Here is a 16,692-nt window from a genome sequence, read left to right as displayed (position 1 = left end):
TTGTCGTGGCCTCGCTGTCCGCGCCGTCCGGGGAGGGCGCGAGGGCGGAACTCACGGTACGCCCCGAATCGCCCGCGCAGAACCGTCGGCGTCTCGTGCGGCCACACCTGCACGCATGTGCGCGTTGTCCACAGATCTGGTCCGCGCGTCGCTCCTGGGCGCCGCGGGCCGGGAGAGTCGGGGTGGCCGGGAGATGCCCGGCGCGAACGCGGAGGGGCGATGTCGAACGGTGAGTGGAAGAGGGATGCGGTGGGCGACCAGGCCCGTTGCCGACGGGCGAGCGTGCGGCGGCGGATGGGTGCTCTGGGTTGTGTGGTGGTGGCGCTCCTTCTCGGGGGCGTCGATCGTGCGGCAGGTGCGGCGGACGCTGTCGTGGGTGCCGGCCGTGCCTCGGGGCGCGTCGGCGCCGCGTGGTCCTGGCCGCTCGTCGAGCACGCGGTGACCGGCCCGTATGCCGCGCCGGCCTCGCGGTACGCGGCCGGGCACCGGGGCATCGACCTGGAAGCGTCGGCGGGCGTCGTGGTGACGGCGCCGGCCGACGCTGTGGTGCGGTTCTCCGGTGTCGTGGTGGACCGCCCAGTGCTGACGCTGGACCATGGCGGCGGCGTGCTGTCCAGCTACGAGCCCGTCGCCTCCGAGCTCGCCGCGGGCACCACGGTCGCCCGCGGTGCGATCGTCGGGAGGGTGACGGCGGGTGGTCACTGTGCCGACTCGTGTCTTCACGTCGGTGTCCGGGTGGACGGCGACTACGTGTCGCCGCTGCTCTTCTTCGCCCGGGTTCCGCCCGCCGTCCTGCTCCCGCTCGGAGGACCGTGAGCGGCGGGTGGTCGCGGGCGGGTGAGTGGTCGGACCCCCGGGCCGGCCGGTAAGGCGCCGCGGTGGGCGGTCAGGCGCACGGGAGCGTGGTCAGGCGCGCGGGAGCGTGGTCAGGCTCGCCGGAGCGTGGACAGGCGCGCGGGAGCGTGGTCAGGCGCGCGGGAGCGTGGTCAGGCGCGCGGGTGGGCGATGCGGTAGGCCTCTTTGAGGCGCTCGGTGGAGACGTGCGTGTAGATCTGGGTGGTGCCGAGGCTGGCGTGGCCGAGGAGTTCTTGGACCGCACGGAGGTCTGCTCCCCCGTCCAGCAGGTGGGTCGCCGCCGTGTGCCGGAGCGCGTGGGGACCGGACGGCCCCCTGCCGGGTACGTCCGCCAGCAGCCCGGCGACGAGCTGGTAGACGGCACGGCTGCCGAGCCGGGAGCCTCGACTGCCGAGGAAGAGGGCCGGCCCCGACCCCGGCGCGGCGAGGCGCGGCCGGCCGCCGTCGAGCCATGCCCGCACCGCGCGCAGCGCCGGCACCCCGAAGGGCACCACCCGTTCCTTGGACCCCTTGCCGACCACGCGGAGCGTCAGCCGTTCGAGGTCGACGTCGTCGACGTCGAGACCAGTCAGCTCGGACACGCGGATCCCCGCCGCGTACAGCAGCTCGATCACGGCGACGTCGCGAACGGCGCCGGGTTCACCGTCGTCCGCCCGTGCCGCCAGCTGTTCGAGGATGCCGTCCATCTGTTCCCGTGTGATCACCCGGGGAAGCGTCTTGTCCGCTTTCGGCGCCCGCAACCGCGCCGCGGCGTCCGCTCCCGCGGGGCTCTCGGTCGTCCCGGCATCGCCCCCCAACCGCGCCAACCACGCGCTGAAGCCCCGCGCGGATGCCGACCGCCGCGCGAGCGTCGCCTTGGCCAGTCCGCGCTGCGACCCCTCCCAGAGCCAGTCGCGGTAGAGGTCGAGCGTGAGGCCGTCCGGCGAGGAGACGCCCCGCGTCCCGGCGAACCCGGCGAGCGCCGTCAGGTCGGCGCGATAGGCCCGGACCGTCTGAGGCGAGTAGCCGCGCTCCACCCGGAGGTGGCGCTCGTAGGCGTCGATCGCGTCGAACAGGTTCACCGTTCAAGCTTCGCCCTCCCGTCCGCGGTGCAGGGTAGCGACGCGCGGGCGGTGACCCGCCGGGTGCAGACGCGCTCGACACTCTCCACGGCCTCACGACCGACCCGCGACCCTTCATCGGCCCGCACCCCGACGCCCTCACCCGCGCCTCTCCCCCACCAGCATCCAGCCACCGGCGCTCTCCCGGGCTCGCCCGGCGAGGTCCAGGCGGCCGAGGACCGCGGCAACCGTGGTGAACGGAAGGGACGCCCGCGCAGCGATCTCGTCGGCCGAAGCGCAACGCGTCCGCGACAGGTGCGCGACGATCGCTCCCTCCTGACCGTCGGATGCATCGTCGACCGCGGACGGGCCGGCCACCGGGTCGTCGAGGCCCGTGCCCAGTGGGTCCGTCAGTTCGGCCATCTCCTCCACCGTCGTCACGCAGGTCGCGGCGTACTCGCGGATCAGCCGGTGGCATCCCGCCGACGCGGGCGAGAGGATGCTGCCCGGAACAGCTCCGAGCGGCCTTCCCATCTGAGCGGCGTGACCGGCCGTGTTCAACGACCCCGAACGGTGCCCCGCCTCGACGACGACGGTCGCCCCGGCTGCGGCGGCGATCAACCTGTTGCGCATCAGGAACCGCCAGCGGGTGGGGGCCGAGCCGGGGGGCAGCTCGGCGATCAGCAGTCCCTCCGCTGCGATTCGGCGCAGCAGCTCGCTGTTGCCGGCGGGGTAGAGCCGATCGGCCCCGCCGGCGAGAAAGGCGACCGTGACACCTCCGCTGAGAAGCGCCGCCCGGTGCGCGGCGGCGTCGATCCCGTAGGCGCCGCCCGAGACGACGGCGAACCCGCGGTCGGCGAGTCCGGACGCGCTCTCCATGGCGACATGCTCTCCGTACTGGGTGGAGGCGCGAGCGCCCACCAGGGCGATCGACCGGTCGAGCGTCCGCAGCCGCCGGGGGTCGCCTCGCACCCAGACGGCGATGGGCGGTCCGTCGTCGAGCGCGTCGAAGCCGTCCGGCCAGAGCGGCGAGCCGGGCGTGACCAGTCGAGCACCGATGTGCTGTGCGCGCTCCAGCGCCCGCCGGGCTTCGTCGAGGGACAGCCGCGGACGCCAGCGCTCCAGCGACTCCGCCATCCGCCGTTCGAGAGCGTCGAGCCTCGTCGCACCTGACGCGCGCCCCCCGGCGAACGGAACATTCCAGGCGTCTTCTGCTCCTCCCCCGACTGACGCAGCACCCGAGCCGTGCATTCGGTCGAGCAGCGTGCGAGCCTCGTCCCGGTCGACGATCGCCCGGAGCAGCCCGAGGGCACCGATCGCGTCGATCGCCCGTCCCGCGTCGAGGTCGCCGGGCTCGATCGCCGTGCTCAGCGCCGCACGGGCGAACCGCTCGACCAGGGCACCGCTATCGAGCCCTTCGTCGTCCGCGTCCGGTCCGCCTTGCACGGAACCCACCAGGCGCGCGAGCTCCGAGGTTCCGATCCCAGGGATGCCGGACCAGGCGTCGCGGCGAACCGCCTTTGCCGACGCATGCGCCGCCGACGCCGCGCCGGGGGCGGCTGCCCGCGGAGTTTCCGGAGCACCTGCGTGCACGTGCTCCGCCACCGCGCACTCCTCGCACCCGCCGCTCATGCGCCGATCCCCCGTCGCAGGAAGAGCGCCCGCCCGACGTGGTCGACGTCGGGCGATGACGCCGCATCCAGGTCGGCCAGCGTCCACGCCAGGCGTAGGGTTCGGTCGTACCCGCGCATCGTGATCGCGCCCCGTTCCAGGGCGCGGTCGAGCGGCGCGATGGCGGTGACGCCGAGCCGGCGCTGTCCGGCACGCAGCCAGCTGCCCGCCACCTCGGCGTTCCGCGACCACTCCGTCCCGCGCAGCCGTTCGGCGGCGCGTGCCCGCGCGGACTCGACGCGTCTTCGCAGCTCGGCACTCGTCCGCCCGGTCGCTCGCGCGTCGGACGCCGACCGCAGCGCTGCCAGCCCCATCGTGCGGACCGTGAGCCGGATGTCGACGCGATCGAGCAGCGGACCGGACAGCCGTGCGAGGTAGCGACGGCGGGCCATCGGCGAACACGTGCACTCGGCATCCGACGATCCGTAATGCCCGCACGGGCACGGGTTCGACGCCAGGACGAGCTGGAACCGCGCCGGAAAGGACGCCGCGCCGCTCGCCCGGTGGATGGTGATGCTGCCGTTCTCGAGCGGCTGACGCAGCGCGTCGAGCACCGAGGGCGGGAACTCGGCCGCCTCGTCGAGGAACAGCACCCCGTGGGTGGCCCGGACGATCGCGCCCGGCGTGATCCGGCCGCTCCCGCCGCCCACCAGTGCAACCGCCGACGCCGTGTGATGGGGCGCCTCGAACGGCGGACGGCGAACGAGCCGCCCCGCCGCTCCGGGACCGGCCAGGGATCGGATGCAGGTCGCCTCCAGCGCCGCGTCGTCCGAGAGGTCGGGCAGCAGCGAGGGCAGGCGTTTCGCGAGCATGGTCTTCCCCGCTCCCGGCGGCCCCACCATCGACAGGTGATGGCCGCCTGCCGCGGCGGCGACCAGCGCCTCCACCGCCTCGTCGTTGCCGGCCACCTCGGCCATATCGGGCTCGAGCGCCTCCGTCACGGCGGGAGCCTTCGCGGCCACCGGTTCCTCGTCCACCGGGTCGAGGTCGGCTCCGTGCCGGATCGCCGCGGCCCTCAGGCTCGCGACACCGACCACCTCCACGCCGTCGACCAGACGCGCCTCGTCGAGGTTGCCCGCGGGCACCAGCACGGTGGCGAAGCCCGCATCCCGGGCGGCGAGCACGGCGGGAAGGATGCCGGGGACCGGACGGACGCGGCCGTCGAGGCCGAGTTCTCCGAGATGCACGGCGCTCGCTGCCGCGCCGCCAGGGACCGCGCCTGCCGCAGCGAGCGCGGCGATCGCGATCGCCAGGTCGAAGCCGAAGCCCTGCTTCGGCAGCGCCGCGGGCGACAGGTTCACGGTGAGCTTCTTCTGCGTCAGCGGGCACCCGGCGTTGACGGCCGCGGCGCCCACGCGCTTACGGGATTCGCCGAGGGCGGTGTCCGGAAGCCCGATCAGCACGAACGACGGCAATCCCGCCGAGATGTCGGCTTCCACCTCGACGACGTGGCCGCGGACTCCGTCGAGCGCGATCGCGAACGTGCGCGCGAGTGCCATCAGGCGATCCCGGTCAGGTGCTCGACCACCGGGCACTCGCTCCACGCGTCGGTGACCGCGACCGCGTCGATGCGCACCCCGCTGGACCCGGGTTCGCGTTCTCGGCACCAGGCCGCAGCGAGTCGTCGGAGCCGAGCCGCCTTGCGGGCGGTGATCGCCTCGAAGGGATGCCCGAACTCGAGCGAGGAACGCGTCTTCACCTCGGCGAAGACCATCGTCGACCCGTCCCGCAGGATCAGGTCGAGTTCACCCGACGGGCACCGCCAGTTGCGGTCCACCAGCGTGTAGCCGCGCTCCTGCAACCAGTCGGCGGCCACCTGCTCGCCGCGCCTGCCCAATTCGTCTTTCAGTGCCATGTCTACCTCCGCGTCCAGCCTCGTGGGGCGGCGCAACGGAGAGACGGCGGGCGGCGAATCTGTGGAGAAGCAGCAGAGCCCGTGCCCTGTGAAGGAATCGGCGTAGACGAGCACCGGCTGGGATCGGCGACGCCCGGAGTGCGAACGTCGGCCGCGCTCCTCGAGGTGAGGCGTCGTTCCTCCTATCTTCGGAGAACGTGCCTCAGATCTCCGACGCAGCGCTCTGCGGATGGAGATATCGACCGGAAACCCGGGAATTTCCGTCGATCGGCGGCGAATCTCCGACGATCGGGCACTCGGCCGCTCTACTCGGCCGCGCTATTCGGCCGCGCTATTCGTCGAGGGCGAGTTCCTTGGGCAGCTCGAACTCCTTGGAGGAGAGCTCCTCGATGTTGACGTCCTTGAACGTCAGGACGCGCACGGACTTCACGAACCGGTCGGCCCGGTACACGTCCCACACCCAGACGTCGTTCATCGTCAGCTCGAAGTAGAAGTCGTGCTCGGTGTCCCGGCGCACGAAACTCCACCTCGTTCGCGAGATAGAAACGGCGCTCCGTCTCGATCACGTACTTGAACTGCGAGACGACGTCCCGGTACTCGCGATACAAAGCCAACTCGACCTCGCGGTCGTAGTCGTCGAACTCGTCTTCATCCATCGTCCGTCAAGTCTATGCCGGATGGGACGCGCGCGCTCCGGTGCGGTCGAACCCGGCCGCACCGACGGCCGGTCGGCCTACTCGCCGAGGTCGAGCAGGGCGGGCTGTTTGAGCCAGGTCAGCCGGTGCAGGGCGCTCGGCCCGAGCTCCGCGATCGCCGCGAAGTGCTCGGGCGAGGAGTAGCCCTTGTTGCTCGCCCAGCCGTATCCCGGGTACTCGAGGTCGTGCGCGATCATCATCCGGTCGCGGTGGACTTTCGCGATGACCGACGCCGCGGCGACCGAGGCGCAGTCACGGTCGGCTTTGATCCGCGTCACCACCTTGGCCGGCCGCATGAGCGCCGGGTTCAGGTAGTCGTAGTTGCCGTCCAGGATGAGGGTGCTCTCGTGGACGAGCGCTCCCTGCTCCTCCAGCTGCGCGAGCGCGCGGGCGCCCGCGAGTCCGAGGCAGCGCATGATCCCCAAGGAGTCGACCTCTGCGGCGGTCGCGAGGCCGACTGCGTGGTGCATCGCCCATTTGCGGCAGAGCGGGTCGAGGGATTCGCGGACGGGCTCCGGCAGCAGCTTGGAGTCCCGCAGCCCGGGCGGGATGCGCTTCACGGCGGTGTCGATCACGACCATCCCGACCGCCACCGGGCCGGCGAGCGCACCGCGACCGACCTCGTCCACGGCGACGATGGAGGTGACTCCCTCGCGGTAGAGCGCCTTCTCGAACCGCAGCGACGGCGACACCGGGGTCATCATCCGCTCTTCACTCCTCCGCGCCGAACTCTCCGACCGTCCCAGGATAAGCGCTCGCACCCGCCGCGACGTCCACGAAACGGCAGAGCTCCCGGTCCGAGAACGGACCGGGAGCTCGTGAAGCCGTGGGGCGCGGAGACGCTCAGCTCTCGCGCTTCTCCTTGATCTTCGCCTTCTTGCCGCGCAGTTCGCGCAGGTAGTAGAGCTTGGCGCGACGGACGTCACCGCGGGTGACGACCTCGATCTTGTCGATGACCGGGGAGTGGACCGGGAACGTGCGCTCGACGCCGACCTGGAAGCTGACCTTGCGGACTGTGAAGGTCTCGCGGACGCCTTCGCCGGAGCGGCCGATCACGACGCCCTGGAAGACCTGGATACGAGAGCGGTTGCCCTCGATGATGTTCACGTGCACCTTGACGGTGTCGCCGGCGCGGAAGTCGGGGATGTCCTGCTTGAGGGACGCGGCGTCGACCTGGTCGAGGATGTGCATGGCTGTTCGCTCTCTGTACCCGCCACAGGTCGGGAACGGACTCGGGGCCGGCTCCGATCCGGAGCGTCGGCCGTCTGGGTTCGATAAGTGGGTGTCGCGAGAAGTGCTGGCTCCCCTGTGGCAGAGCGTGGCCGCGGCACAAGGATCAATTCTGCCATGCGGCGGCCCGCTTTACCAAAGCGGCCTCCTCCGCAGCCGGTTCACTCCCGGTCGCGGCGCTCCTCGATGACGATGTACTCGCCGTCGTCGGCCACGTCGCGCGGCGCGCTCTCGGCCGGGCGCGGCTGCGCGATCCGCTCGTAGGCGGCGAAGGTCTGCTGCACCCGCGCACGAGTCTCGGTGAGCAGCTCCCAGATCGTGACCCAGAAGATCGCGAGGAAGAGCAGCACGCCGAGCACGGCGAGCCACCCGGTGGCGCCGGGCGGGAAGAAGCCGAAACCGATGATCGAGAGGTGCCAGAGGGCGAAGAGCCCCGCATCCCACCAGGACACGGCCCGGCGCTCGCGCACGCTGCGACGCGCCATGACGATACCGCCGACGACGAGCATCGCGATGAAGAGGATGGGGCAGAGCACCAGCAGGCCGAGGAACGACCAGCCGCTGCCCTCGTGGAAGGCGGCCCAGCCGATCAGCACCCACACGGGGAGCACCACGGCGGACGGGAAGAGCCACCAGTAGAACGCCTTGCGGATGATCACGGCATCAGCGTACTCGCGCGCGCCTGTGCCGCGGCTGCGGGTTTGCTCCACACACACCTGCGAGACTGGAGCGGTACGACCTGGAAGGAGATCCCGTGATCGAGCTGAGGACGCCCGCCGAGATCGAGCAGATGCGCCCGGCCGGCGCGTTCGTCGCGGAGGTGCTGGCCGCGACGGCCGCGGCCGCACGCGTCGGCGTCAATCTGCTGGAGCTCGACGCGCTCGCACACGAGCTCATCCGCCGCCGGGGCGCCGAATCCTGCTACATCGACTACCACCCCTCCTTCGGCGCGAGCCCGTTCGGCAAGGTCATCTGCACCTCGGTGAACGACGCCGTGCTGCACGGTCTCCCGCACGACTACCGCCTGCAGGACGGCGACCTGCTGACCCTCGACTTCGCCGCCGCGGTGGACGGCTGGGTCGCCGACTCCGCGGTGAGCCTCGTGGTCGGCACACCGCGCGACGAGGACCTCCGTCTCATCGACACGACCCGCCGGGCGCTGGCGGCGGGCATCCAGGCGGCTCGGCCCGGGGGCAGGATCGGGGACATCTCGGCCGCGATCGCCGCTGTCGCGCACGCCGAGGGGTACCCGATCAATACGCAGTTCGGCGGGCACGGCGTCGGACGGACGATGCACGGGGACCCGCACATCTCGAACGACGGGCGCGCCGGACGCGGCTACCCCCTGCGACCGGGACTCGTCATCGCGATCGAGCCGTGGTTCCTGGAGACGACGGACGAGATCTACACCGACCGGGACGGCTGGACGCTGCGCAGCGCGGACGGCTCGCGCGGCGCGCACTCCGAGCACACCGTGGCGATCACCGAGGACGGGCCGCTCGTCCTCACCGCCCCGTAGCGGACGCCTTCAGGACAGCAGGTCGGGACGGACGGCGCGCGTCCGCTCGAGCTGCTGATCGTGCCGCCACGCGTCCACAGCACCGTGGTTGCCCGACAGCAGCACCGGGGGCACCTCCAGCCCGCGCCAGACCGCCGGCTTGGTGTAGCTCGGGTACTCGAGCAGACCATCCTCGTGGGACTCCTGCACCAGGCTCTCCGGATTGCCCACCACTCCCGGGATCAGCCGGCCGATCGCCTCGATCATCGCCATCGTCGCCACCTCGCCGCCGTTCAGCACGTAGTCGCCGATGCTGATCAAGCGCACACGCGCGCGGCTCGCCACGTGGTCGAAGACGCGCTGGTCGATGCCCTCGTAGCGGCCGCAGCCGAACACGAGGTGCTGCTCCTGCGCGAGCTCGCGAGCCGTGCGCTGGGTGAAGACCTCGCCCGCGGGCGACGGGAAGACGACGACCGGATCGTCGGCGCCGTCGAGGATGGCGTCCAGCGCCTCCCCCACGGCTCCGGCTTCATGACCATGCCGGCGCCGCCTCCATAGGGCGTGTCGTCGACCGTCCGGTGCCGATCGTGGGTGAAGGCGCGCAGATCGTGCACGCCCAGCTCGATGAGGCCGGACTGCCGGGCCTTGCCGAGAAGAGAGATGTCGAGCACATCGAAGAAGGTCGGGAAGATCGTGACGATGTCGATGCGCATCCCTGAATTCTAGGAGGTGCTCCTCAGGCGGGGACGACGGCGAGCTCCCGGTCGCGGGGCACCAGCGGCGTGGCGACAGCCGGGCAGAGGGCGACGACGGCGAAGGCGGCCGGGTATCCGACCCATCCGATCAGCGCACCCACGGCCGGCCCGACCACCGAGGCGGCGAGGAACTGCCCGGTGTTCTGGGCGCCGAGCGCACGTCCCGACCAGAACGGGCCCGCGATCTCGGCGACCGAGGTATAGGCCAGCCCGTTGTCGGCCACGGTGACGATCGCCGCGACGATCAGGATGACCGCGGCGGCGGCCGAGCCGAGCGCCGACGCGGCCGCCATCAGCAGCATCACACCCACCGCGCACAGCGACACCCAGCGGAGGGGACGCAGGTGACTGCCGACGCGGTCGCTGAGCACGCCGATCCCGATCCGTCCGATGGCGCCGGCGAACTGGCTGACGCCGATGACGATCCCGGCGGCTAGCGACGTGAAGTGGAGTTCGGCCACGAGCCACACCAGCCCGAACGTCGACACCGTGAACTGCGGCACCACCAGGAGCATCGAGACGCCGTGGATGCGCCACAGCAGCGACGTCTCGCGGTACGGCCGCCAGACGGCCTGAGGATGCGCCTCGGCGCCGTCGGCCGCGCTGCGCTGCGGACGCGGAGGATCGACGATCCCGATCGCGCAGACGACGGCGGACACGCCGCACAGCACAGCGGGCACGACGAGGGCCGCGGCCACTCCCCCGTTCGCGGCCAGCAGCGGGATGCTCAGGGCGGCGATCGCCACGCCGAGCGGCTGGCACATCTGACGGATGCCCATGGCCAGACCGCGACGCTCCTTAGGGAACCAGCCGATCACCACCCGTCCGCTCGCCGCGTTGGGGCTGGCCGAGGCCATGCCGCCCACCAGGAACAGCGCGCCGAGGGCCAGGTACGAGTCGACGAACATCGCTCCCACCGCGGCCGCCGCGGTGACGGCGAGGCCGGAGGCGATCACCCAGCGCTCCCCGATCCGGTCGCTCAGCGCGCCCCAGGCGATCAGGGTCAGCACGAGTCCCAGGGTCGGCGCGGAAGCGAGAAGTCCGGCCTGGGCGAGGCTGAGCCCGCGCTCGGCGTGCAGCAGCGGGATGAGGAACGCCGGGGTGGAGACGAACACGGTGGAGCTGGCTTGCGCGAGCACGCCGAAGCTGAGCATCCACCACGGATGAGGACGGCGGGCGATTCGGCGATCCATGGGTATACCCTAGCGGTATACCACCGCGGTATACCAAAGGAGGATCCATGCCCGAGCAGCCGCAGGTCTACGCCACACTGCGCGCGCAGATCCTCGATCTGGACCGCGTCCCCGGCTCGCGCCTCACCGAGCGCGGCCTCGAGACGGAACTCGGCGCCTCCCGGACCCCGCTCCGAGCAGCGCTCATGCGCCTGGAGTCCGAGGGACTGGTCGTGCGCGACGGCCGGGCGTGGGAGGTCTCCCCCATCGACCTCGGGGAGATCGCACGGCTGAGCGAACTCCGCGACGCGCTGGAGACCGGTGCTGTCCGTCTCAGCAGCGCCCGCGCGACGGACGACGAGATCGCCGCGCTCGCGGACGAGCTCGACGCCTACGACACCGCCCTCCCCGCCGACGAGGCGGTGCGAGCCGGCACCGACTTCCATGTGCGCCTCGCCGCGCTGTCGGGCAACCACTTCTTCGCGGATGCGGTGGATGCGGCCATGACACGGCTGGCGCGCGCCCGCTGGCTGGTCGCCCGGAGCGAGGAGGCGTGGCAGGAGCACCGGGAGATCGTGCGTGCGCTTGCAGCGCGCCGTCCGGACGACGCCGCGGAGCTCATCCATCACCACATCGTCGCGACCCACGACGGCCTGGTCACCGCTCTGGATGCGCAGGCGCGCAGCCTGCGCGGCCGCGGGCTGGCGATCGTGTCCTGACGCACGGAATCGTCCGCAGACGCGGAGAAGGGCGACCCGATCGGATCGCCCTTCGTACGCATAGAGCGATGCGGTCAGTCCTCGTCGGAGGGTGCCGCAGGGGTCTCGGCGTCCGGCTGCGACTGCGTCCCCGGCTCCGGCTGCGTCTCCGACTCCGGTTCCGGCAGCGTCTCCGTCTCGGCCGCCGGCTCCGGATCGTCGTCCGGCAGGTCCTCGAAGAGGCCGGCCGGGGGCGTCAGCGTGACGGTCCCCGCGGCGAGGTCGACCTCCGGGACGATCGCCTTGACGAACGGCACGAGAACCTCGCCCTCGGCGGTGGCCACGGCCAGCAGATCCTGCGCCGGGAGATGGTCGACGCGGGCGACCCGCCCGACCGTGACGCCGTCCCGGACCGCGTCGAGTCCGACCAGCTGGTGGTCGTACCAGGCGTCCTCCTCCTCGGGCAGCTCTTTCAGGTCCTGGCTGACCCAGAGGATCGCCTTGACGAGCGTCTCGGCCTCGGTGCGGTCGTCGACCCCCTCGAAGAACCCGACCGGGTGGCCGTTGTACCAGCGGAGCTCACGGAGCTCCAGAGTCCTGCCGTGCCACTTGGAGGCGGTGGGCACCTGCAGGGTGAACACCGCGCCCGGGACGAACCTCTTCTCCGGCTCGTCCGTGAACAGTTCCAGCTTGAGCGCGCCCTTGAGGCCGTGCGCCTTGGTCAGGCGCCCGACCCGCAGCTCGGTCTGACCGGGCCGGGGGGCGACCTCCTTGCGGGGCAGTTTGTGGTCGGCCACCTCAGTCGTCGACGACGTCGACACGGACGCGCCGGCCGTCGGCCAGCGCGGCCACGAGCGTGCGGAGGGCCTTCGCCGTGCGGCCGGAGCGGCCGATCACCCGGCCGAGGTCCTCGGGATTCACGCGAATCTCGAGGACCTCGCCACGCGGGGAGCTCTTGGCCACGACGTGGACGTCGTCAGGGTGATCGACGATCCCCTTGACCAGGTGCGTGAGCGCGGGTGCGAGCAAGACGTCAGGCCTTCTCGTCGGACGCGTCGTCGGCGATCGCCTCGGCCTCGGCGACCACGTTGGCCTCGGCGGCCTCCTCGCGCTCGACCTCGGCCTCGACGACGGCCTCCGCCTCGGCGGCGACGGCAGCAGGCTTCTCGGCCTTGGGCTTGAGGACCGGCTTCTTCGTGTCGTCGGCGACGAACTCCGCCTTGCCCTCGGCGACCTTGACGGTGCTCACGGCGTTCTTGTCGCCCTTGTAGCGACCCCAGTCGCCGGTCAGCTTGAGCAGAGCGCGGACCTGCTCGGTCGGCTGGGCGCCGACGCCGAGCCAGTACTGCGCACGGTCGGAGTCGACCTCGATGCGCGAGGGCTCCTCGGTCGGGTGGTACAGACCGATCTCCTCGATGACGCGACCATCGCGCTTGGTGCGCGAGTCGGCGACGACGATGCGGTAGTACGGAGCGCGGATCTTGCCCAGGCGCTTCAGACGGATTTTGACGGCCACGATTCTCCTGTGTGAGTGGATGAGTTGTGTCGAACTGACTGCCGTGGGCGTGGGGGCACACTCGGCAGGAGGTCTAATGTTCGTCCCACGCACCGGATAGAGGGTCGGGCACGTCGAACTCAACTAGCTATTCTGTCAGATACTGCGCTGCTTTGAACAATCGGACGGACGGGACGACCGCATGCAGATCGATTTCGCGGAGTCCGAGCGCTCCACTGTCGGCATCGAGTGGGAGCTCGCGCTCGTGGATGCGTCCACCGGCGACCTGGTCCAGCTCGCCGACGAGGTGCTCCGCGAGCTCGGCACGCCGGACGGCCGGGAGCATCCGCAGATCACGCACGAGCTGCTCCTGAACACCGTCGAGCTGGTCAGCCGCGTCCACAACACGGTGCCCGCCGCGATCGCCGACCTGCAGGAGCTGATCGGGCTGGTCCGCGGAGTGACGGACCCGCTCGGCGTGGAGCTGATGTGCGCGGGGACGCATCCCTTCGCCCAGTGGTTCGACCAGAAGGTCACGCCGAACGAGCGATACGACCGGCTTCTCGACCGCACGCAGTGGTGGGGACGGCAGATGATGATCTGGGGCGTGCACGTCCACGTCGGCATCGACTCGGTCGACAAGGCGCTGCCGATCGTGAACGGGCTGCTCACCTATTACCCGCACCTTCAGGCCCTCAGCGCCTCCAGCCCGTTCTGGGCGGGAGCGCGGACAGGCTACGCCTCCAACCGCGCGCTGATGTTCCAGCAGCTCCCGACGGCGGGGCTGCCCTGGCAGTTCGGGACCTGGGCCAATTACGAGGAGTACGTGCAGGATCTCGTGACCACGGGCGTCGTCGAGGACCACTCGGAGGTGCGCTGGGACATCCGCCCGTCGCCGAAATGGGGAACGGTCGAGATGCGCGCCTGCGACGGGCTGTCGACGGCGGACGAGGTCGGCGCGGTCTCGGCGCTGATCCACTGCCTCACCGACCGGATGTCCGGGCAGCTGGACGAGGGGGCCGAGCCGGTGACGCTGCAGCCGTGGTTCGTGCGCGAGAACAAGTGGCGTGCCGCACGGTACGGGCTGGATGCGGAGATCATCGTGGCGCCGGACGGCAGCGAGCGACTCGTGTCCGACTCCCTGCGCGAGCTGGTCGGCGAGCTCCAGCCCGAAGCCGAGCGGCTGGGATGCACGGACGAGCTGGCGACCGTGCTCACCATCCTCGACACCGGCGGCAGCTACCAGCGCCAGCTGGCCGTGGCGGAGGCGAACGGCGGCAGCCTCCAGGCCGTCGTGAGCTCGCTCACGCACGAACTGCGGAGCGGTCTCGGCCGCTGACCGGCTCGGCTCATCCTCATCGCGGCCAGAGCCCATCCATAGGATGCGCGCGTACCGTATGAGCATGCTCGCCCGCCGTCCCCTCGCGACCGCCGCGACGGCCTTGACCGCCGCGCTGCTGGCACTCAGCGCCCTCTCCGGTTGCGCGAGCGCCGGTATCGGGGCTGCCGCCGGCGCGGGCGGAGCCGGCGCGGTCGCCGGCCGCACGACGACGGCGTCGGGTACGCATGTCGCGGTGATCGGCGACTCGATCGAATCCGGTCTCGGGCTCGAGCCCCAGGAGGCCTGGCCGGCCCTCGTGGCGGCGGACCGGGGCTGGCGGCTCGACAACCTGAGCGTCCCCGGGGCCGGCTTCGTCGCGCAGGGCTCCAACGGCGCGGACTTCTCCGCCCAGGTCGACGGCGCCATCGCCTCCAACGCCGACCTGGTGCTGATCGGCGCCTCCGACAACGACCTCGGAACCGGGGTCTCCCAGGTCGCGGACGCGATGGAGAAGCAGGTCGACCGCCTCCACTCGTCGCTCCCGGATGCGCACATCGTCGGGTTCAACGCCCTCTCCGGCGAGGCCGGCGACGACGAACTGGCCCCCTTCGACGACGCGCTCCAGAAGGCTGTGGAGGGCGTCGGCGGCACCTGGCTCGACCTCGGCCAGCCGTACCGGGACGGCGCGGGTCTGGTGCAGGACGACGGCGAGCACCCGACCCTTCCCGGCCAGCAGGCGATCGCCGCAGTGGTCGAGACCAGGCTCGGGGCGTGAGCTTCCGCCCAGGCAGCTTCTCCTATCGTTGATCACGTGACGACCCGACGCTCACTCCTCGCTTCCTTCGCTGCCCTCCTGGCCGCCGCCCTCCTGGGCGTCTCACTCGTCGGGTGCATGGCCGCGACGCGGGCCGCGCCGACGGCCGAGCCCGCCCCCGTGCCCAGCCCGACATCGACGCCGCGCCCGGTGATCGCCGCTGCGATCGGCGACTCGATCGCGATCGGCAACGGCGTCCCCGCCGAGGACGCGTGGCCGCTGCTGGTCGCGCAGCGGTTCGGGTGGACGCTGAGCGACTTCGGCGAGAGCGCAGCGGGCTTCACCGTGCCCGGCCTCAACACGCACACCTTCGACGACCAGGTCAGCGCCGTCATCCGCCTGCATCCCGACGTGGTGCTCATCGGCGCGACGCGGAACGACCTCTTCGCGCCGACCACCACCCTGAAGGCGGATGCCACGGCGGCCCTGAGGCGGCTGCGCACCGCGCTCCCGGACGCCCGGATCATCGGCGTCAGCGCGCTGTGGGGCGCCGAGCCCGCGCCGGCGCAGGTGGCGGTCATCTCGGCGACGGTCCGGGACGCCGTGCTCGACGTCGGCGGTTCCTGGGTCTCGCTGGGCCAGCCGTTCAGCGGGCACGACGACCTGGTGCTCGCAGACCACGTCCACCCCACCGTCGCCGGTCAGCGGATGCTCGCCACGATGATCGCGAACAGCATCGCCCAGCAGACGTTCCCGCGCTGAGGCACCGCCAGTCCGCGTCGTCCGGCGCCCGAGTTACCACTGCGCAGACACGCCCGGAAGGGACTCACAGCCGGTTCGGAGCTTCGACCGTTTAGCCTCGCACCCGTGCGCATCCACACCCGACGCCTCCGCACCCGCCTCGCGCTCGTCGCGCCCGCGGCCGTGGCGGCGGCGCTGCTGGCCCTCGCGGGATGCGCCGCGCTCCCCTCCGTGCGGCCGGCGGCCGGGCAGGTGCAGCCCGCCCAGGGCACTCGGCCCACCGCTGTCGCGGCGGCCGGGACGACCGCCCGTCAGGGGACGACAGGCACCGTCGATGCCGTCGCGATCGGTGACTCCATCGCCTTCGGAAAGGGCGTCACACCGGATCAGGCGTGGCCGGCCCTCGTGTCCGCCTCGCATGGCTGGAAGCTCACCGACCTCGCCGTCTCCGGCTCCGGCTTCGTGAAGCCCGGCTGGAACGGCACCACGTACCGGCAGCAGGTCGACGCCGCACTGCGGCTGCAGCCGCAGGTCATCCTCCTCGCCGCCACCCGCAACGACCGCGACCAGGACCCGGCAGCGGTGACGGCGAACGCCGACCGGATGCTGCGCGAGCTGCGCGAGCGCTTCCCGCACGCCACTATCATCGGCGTCACGGGCATTTGGGGATCGGACCAGCCCCCGGCCACCATGACGCACGTCGACGAGATCGTCGGCGACGCCGTGCGCGACGTCGGCGGCACATGGCTGGACATCGGCTTCCCGCTCGTCGGGCGCACGCAGCTGGTCCAGGCGGACGGCATCCACCCCAACGCGGCCGGTCAGAAGGTCGTCGCGCAGACGATCGAGTCGAAGCTGCGCCCGCTCAACCTCGCCCTCTGACGTCGACGGTCCGCGCTCCAGGAACGCGGG

Annotated in this window: 18 protein-coding genes and 2 pseudogenes; 7 read left to right on the top strand and 13 right to left on the bottom strand. The window is 71.6% G+C overall.

Features of this window, described 5'->3' with window-relative positions:
- The first annotated feature begins 219 nt into the window (after positions 1-219).
- Positions 220-816: a murein hydrolase activator EnvC family protein gene (locus ACR9Y5_RS08555; protein ID WP_481297565.1), complete on the top strand. Its 597-nt coding sequence runs from the start codon at positions 220-222 to the stop codon at positions 814-816.
- Between the two features lie 170 nt (positions 817-986).
- Here the strand turns inward: ACR9Y5_RS08555 and ACR9Y5_RS08550 are convergent, their stop codons facing one another.
- From ACR9Y5_RS08550 to ACR9Y5_RS08515, 8 genes and pseudogenes are all read right to left on the bottom strand, one after another.
- Complete coding sequence (locus tag ACR9Y5_RS08550; protein ID WP_481297564.1) at positions 987-1,916, bottom strand: tyrosine recombinase XerC; 930 nt, start codon at positions 1,914-1,916, stop codon at positions 987-989.
- A 138-nt stretch (positions 1,917-2,054) separates the two neighbouring features.
- A complete protein-coding gene (dprA, locus tag ACR9Y5_RS08545) occupies positions 2,055-3,350 on the bottom strand; it encodes a DNA-processing protein DprA (protein ID WP_481297563.1) in 1,296 nt (431 codons plus the stop codon).
- Between the two features lie 173 nt (positions 3,351-3,523).
- Positions 3,524-5,065, bottom strand: coding sequence for a YifB family Mg chelatase-like AAA ATPase (locus ACR9Y5_RS08540; protein ID WP_481297562.1), 1,542 nt, complete (start codon positions 5,063-5,065; stop codon positions 3,524-3,526).
- On the bottom strand, positions 5,065-5,421 hold the full coding sequence (locus ACR9Y5_RS08535) for a YraN family protein (RefSeq protein WP_481297561.1): 357 nt from the start codon (positions 5,419-5,421) through the stop codon (positions 5,065-5,067). The genes ACR9Y5_RS08540 and ACR9Y5_RS08535 overlap by 1 nt, the downstream gene beginning before the upstream one ends.
- A 331-nt stretch (positions 5,422-5,752) precedes the next feature.
- A pseudogene (locus ACR9Y5_RS08530) lies at positions 5,753-6,077 on the bottom strand (DUF2469 family protein).
- Between the two features lie 77 nt (positions 6,078-6,154).
- Complete coding sequence (locus ACR9Y5_RS08525; RefSeq protein ID WP_481299543.1) at positions 6,155-6,817, bottom strand: ribonuclease HII; 663 nt, start codon at positions 6,815-6,817, stop codon at positions 6,155-6,157.
- A 142-nt stretch (positions 6,818-6,959) separates the two neighbouring features.
- Positions 6,960-7,307, bottom strand: a complete 348-nt coding sequence (gene rplS / locus ACR9Y5_RS08520) for a 50S ribosomal protein L19 (protein ID WP_481297560.1) — start codon at positions 7,305-7,307, stop codon at positions 6,960-6,962.
- A 200-nt stretch (positions 7,308-7,507) separates the two neighbouring features.
- A complete protein-coding gene (locus ACR9Y5_RS08515; RefSeq protein WP_481297559.1) occupies positions 7,508-8,005 on the bottom strand; it encodes a hypothetical protein in 498 nt (165 codons plus the stop codon).
- 95 nt (positions 8,006-8,100) lie between these two features.
- Here ACR9Y5_RS08515 and map point away from each other — a divergent pair, with 95 nt between their 5' ends.
- On the top strand, positions 8,101-8,865 hold the full coding sequence (gene map / locus ACR9Y5_RS08510; RefSeq protein WP_481297558.1) for a type I methionyl aminopeptidase: 765 nt from the start codon (positions 8,101-8,103) through the stop codon (positions 8,863-8,865).
- Positions 8,866-8,874: 9 nt separating this feature from the next.
- Here the strand turns inward: map and trmD are convergent.
- Together trmD and ACR9Y5_RS08500 are read right to left on the bottom strand one after the other, a co-directional pair.
- Positions 8,875-9,557 (bottom strand): annotated as a pseudogene (gene trmD / locus ACR9Y5_RS08505) (tRNA (guanosine(37)-N1)-methyltransferase TrmD).
- 23 nt (positions 9,558-9,580) lie between these two features.
- Positions 9,581-10,792, bottom strand: a complete 1,212-nt coding sequence (locus ACR9Y5_RS08500; RefSeq protein ID WP_481297557.1) for an MFS transporter — start codon at positions 10,790-10,792, stop codon at positions 9,581-9,583.
- Positions 10,793-10,839: 47 nt separating this feature from the next.
- On the opposite strand from ACR9Y5_RS08500, the gene ACR9Y5_RS08495 reads away from it, so the two are divergent.
- The gene (locus ACR9Y5_RS08495; RefSeq protein WP_481297556.1) at positions 10,840-11,490 is read left to right on the top strand and encodes a GntR family transcriptional regulator; all 651 of its coding nucleotides are present in this window, start codon (positions 10,840-10,842) and stop codon (positions 11,488-11,490) included.
- A gap of 74 nt (positions 11,491-11,564) precedes the next feature.
- On the opposite strand, the gene rimM is transcribed toward ACR9Y5_RS08495, so the two are convergent.
- The 3 genes from rimM to rpsP are packed head-to-tail and all read right to left on the bottom strand — an operon-like array spanning position 11,565 to position 12,985.
- Positions 11,565-12,266, bottom strand: a complete 702-nt coding sequence (gene rimM, locus ACR9Y5_RS08490; protein WP_481297555.1) for a ribosome maturation factor RimM — start codon at positions 12,264-12,266, stop codon at positions 11,565-11,567.
- Position 12,267: 1 nt separating this feature from the next.
- Positions 12,268-12,498: an RNA-binding protein gene (locus ACR9Y5_RS08485; protein ID WP_090042196.1), complete on the bottom strand. Its 231-nt coding sequence runs from the start codon at positions 12,496-12,498 to the stop codon at positions 12,268-12,270.
- A gap of 4 nt (positions 12,499-12,502) precedes the next feature.
- Complete coding sequence (gene rpsP, locus ACR9Y5_RS08480) at positions 12,503-12,985, bottom strand: 30S ribosomal protein S16 (RefSeq protein WP_481297554.1); 483 nt, start codon at positions 12,983-12,985, stop codon at positions 12,503-12,505.
- 181 nt (positions 12,986-13,166) lie between these two features.
- Here rpsP and ACR9Y5_RS08475 point away from each other — a divergent pair, with 181 nt between their 5' ends.
- The 4 genes from ACR9Y5_RS08475 (at position 13,167) to ACR9Y5_RS08460 (ending at position 16,662) form a co-directional block, all read left to right on the top strand.
- Entirely contained in the window at positions 13,167-14,303 is a 1,137-nt protein-coding gene (locus ACR9Y5_RS08475; protein WP_481297553.1) for a glutamate--cysteine ligase, read from the top strand.
- 64 nt (positions 14,304-14,367) lie between these two features.
- Positions 14,368-15,060, top strand: a complete 693-nt coding sequence (locus ACR9Y5_RS08470; protein WP_481297552.1) for an SGNH/GDSL hydrolase family protein — start codon at positions 14,368-14,370, stop codon at positions 15,058-15,060.
- 36 nt (positions 15,061-15,096) lie between these two features.
- Positions 15,097-15,801 carry an SGNH/GDSL hydrolase family protein gene (locus ACR9Y5_RS08465; protein ID WP_481297551.1) on the top strand — a complete coding sequence of 235 codons (705 nt, stop codon included), beginning with the start codon at positions 15,097-15,099 and terminating at the stop codon, positions 15,799-15,801.
- A gap of 105 nt (positions 15,802-15,906) precedes the next feature.
- Entirely contained in the window at positions 15,907-16,662 is a 756-nt protein-coding gene (locus ACR9Y5_RS08460; protein ID WP_481297550.1) for an SGNH/GDSL hydrolase family protein, read from the top strand.
- Positions 16,663-16,692: the final 30 nt, after the last annotated feature.

The organism is Leifsonia sp. KNZ13-11D (assembly GCF_056754895.1).
The sequence above is the reverse complement of the archived record's forward strand: the minus strand, read 5'-3'. Positions and strand labels throughout refer to the sequence as shown.

Coding starts and splice junctions, on each gene's coding strand:
- ACR9Y5_RS08525 (WP_481299543.1), bottom strand. CDS start 6,817: ATGACCCCGGTGTCGCCGTCGCTGCGGTTCGAGAAGGCGCTCTACCGC.
- ACR9Y5_RS08495 (WP_481297556.1), top strand. CDS start 10,840: ATGCCCGAGCAGCCGCAGGTCTACGCCACACTGCGCGCGCAGATCCTC.
- rplS (WP_481297560.1), bottom strand. CDS start 7,307: ATGCACATCCTCGACCAGGTCGACGCCGCGTCCCTCAAGCAGGACATC.
- ACR9Y5_RS08475 (WP_481297553.1), top strand. CDS start 13,167: ATGCAGATCGATTTCGCGGAGTCCGAGCGCTCCACTGTCGGCATCGAG.
- ACR9Y5_RS08540 (WP_481297562.1), bottom strand. CDS start 5,065: ATGGCACTCGCGCGCACGTTCGCGATCGCGCTCGACGGAGTCCGCGGC.
- ACR9Y5_RS08555 (WP_481297565.1), top strand. CDS start 220: ATGTCGAACGGTGAGTGGAAGAGGGATGCGGTGGGCGACCAGGCCCGT.
- ACR9Y5_RS08500 (WP_481297557.1), bottom strand. CDS start 10,792: ATGGATCGCCGAATCGCCCGCCGTCCTCATCCGTGGTGGATGCTCAGC.
- ACR9Y5_RS08470 (WP_481297552.1), top strand. CDS start 14,368: ATGCTCGCCCGCCGTCCCCTCGCGACCGCCGCGACGGCCTTGACCGCC.
- ACR9Y5_RS08535 (WP_481297561.1), bottom strand. CDS start 5,421: ATGGCACTGAAAGACGAATTGGGCAGGCGCGGCGAGCAGGTGGCCGCC.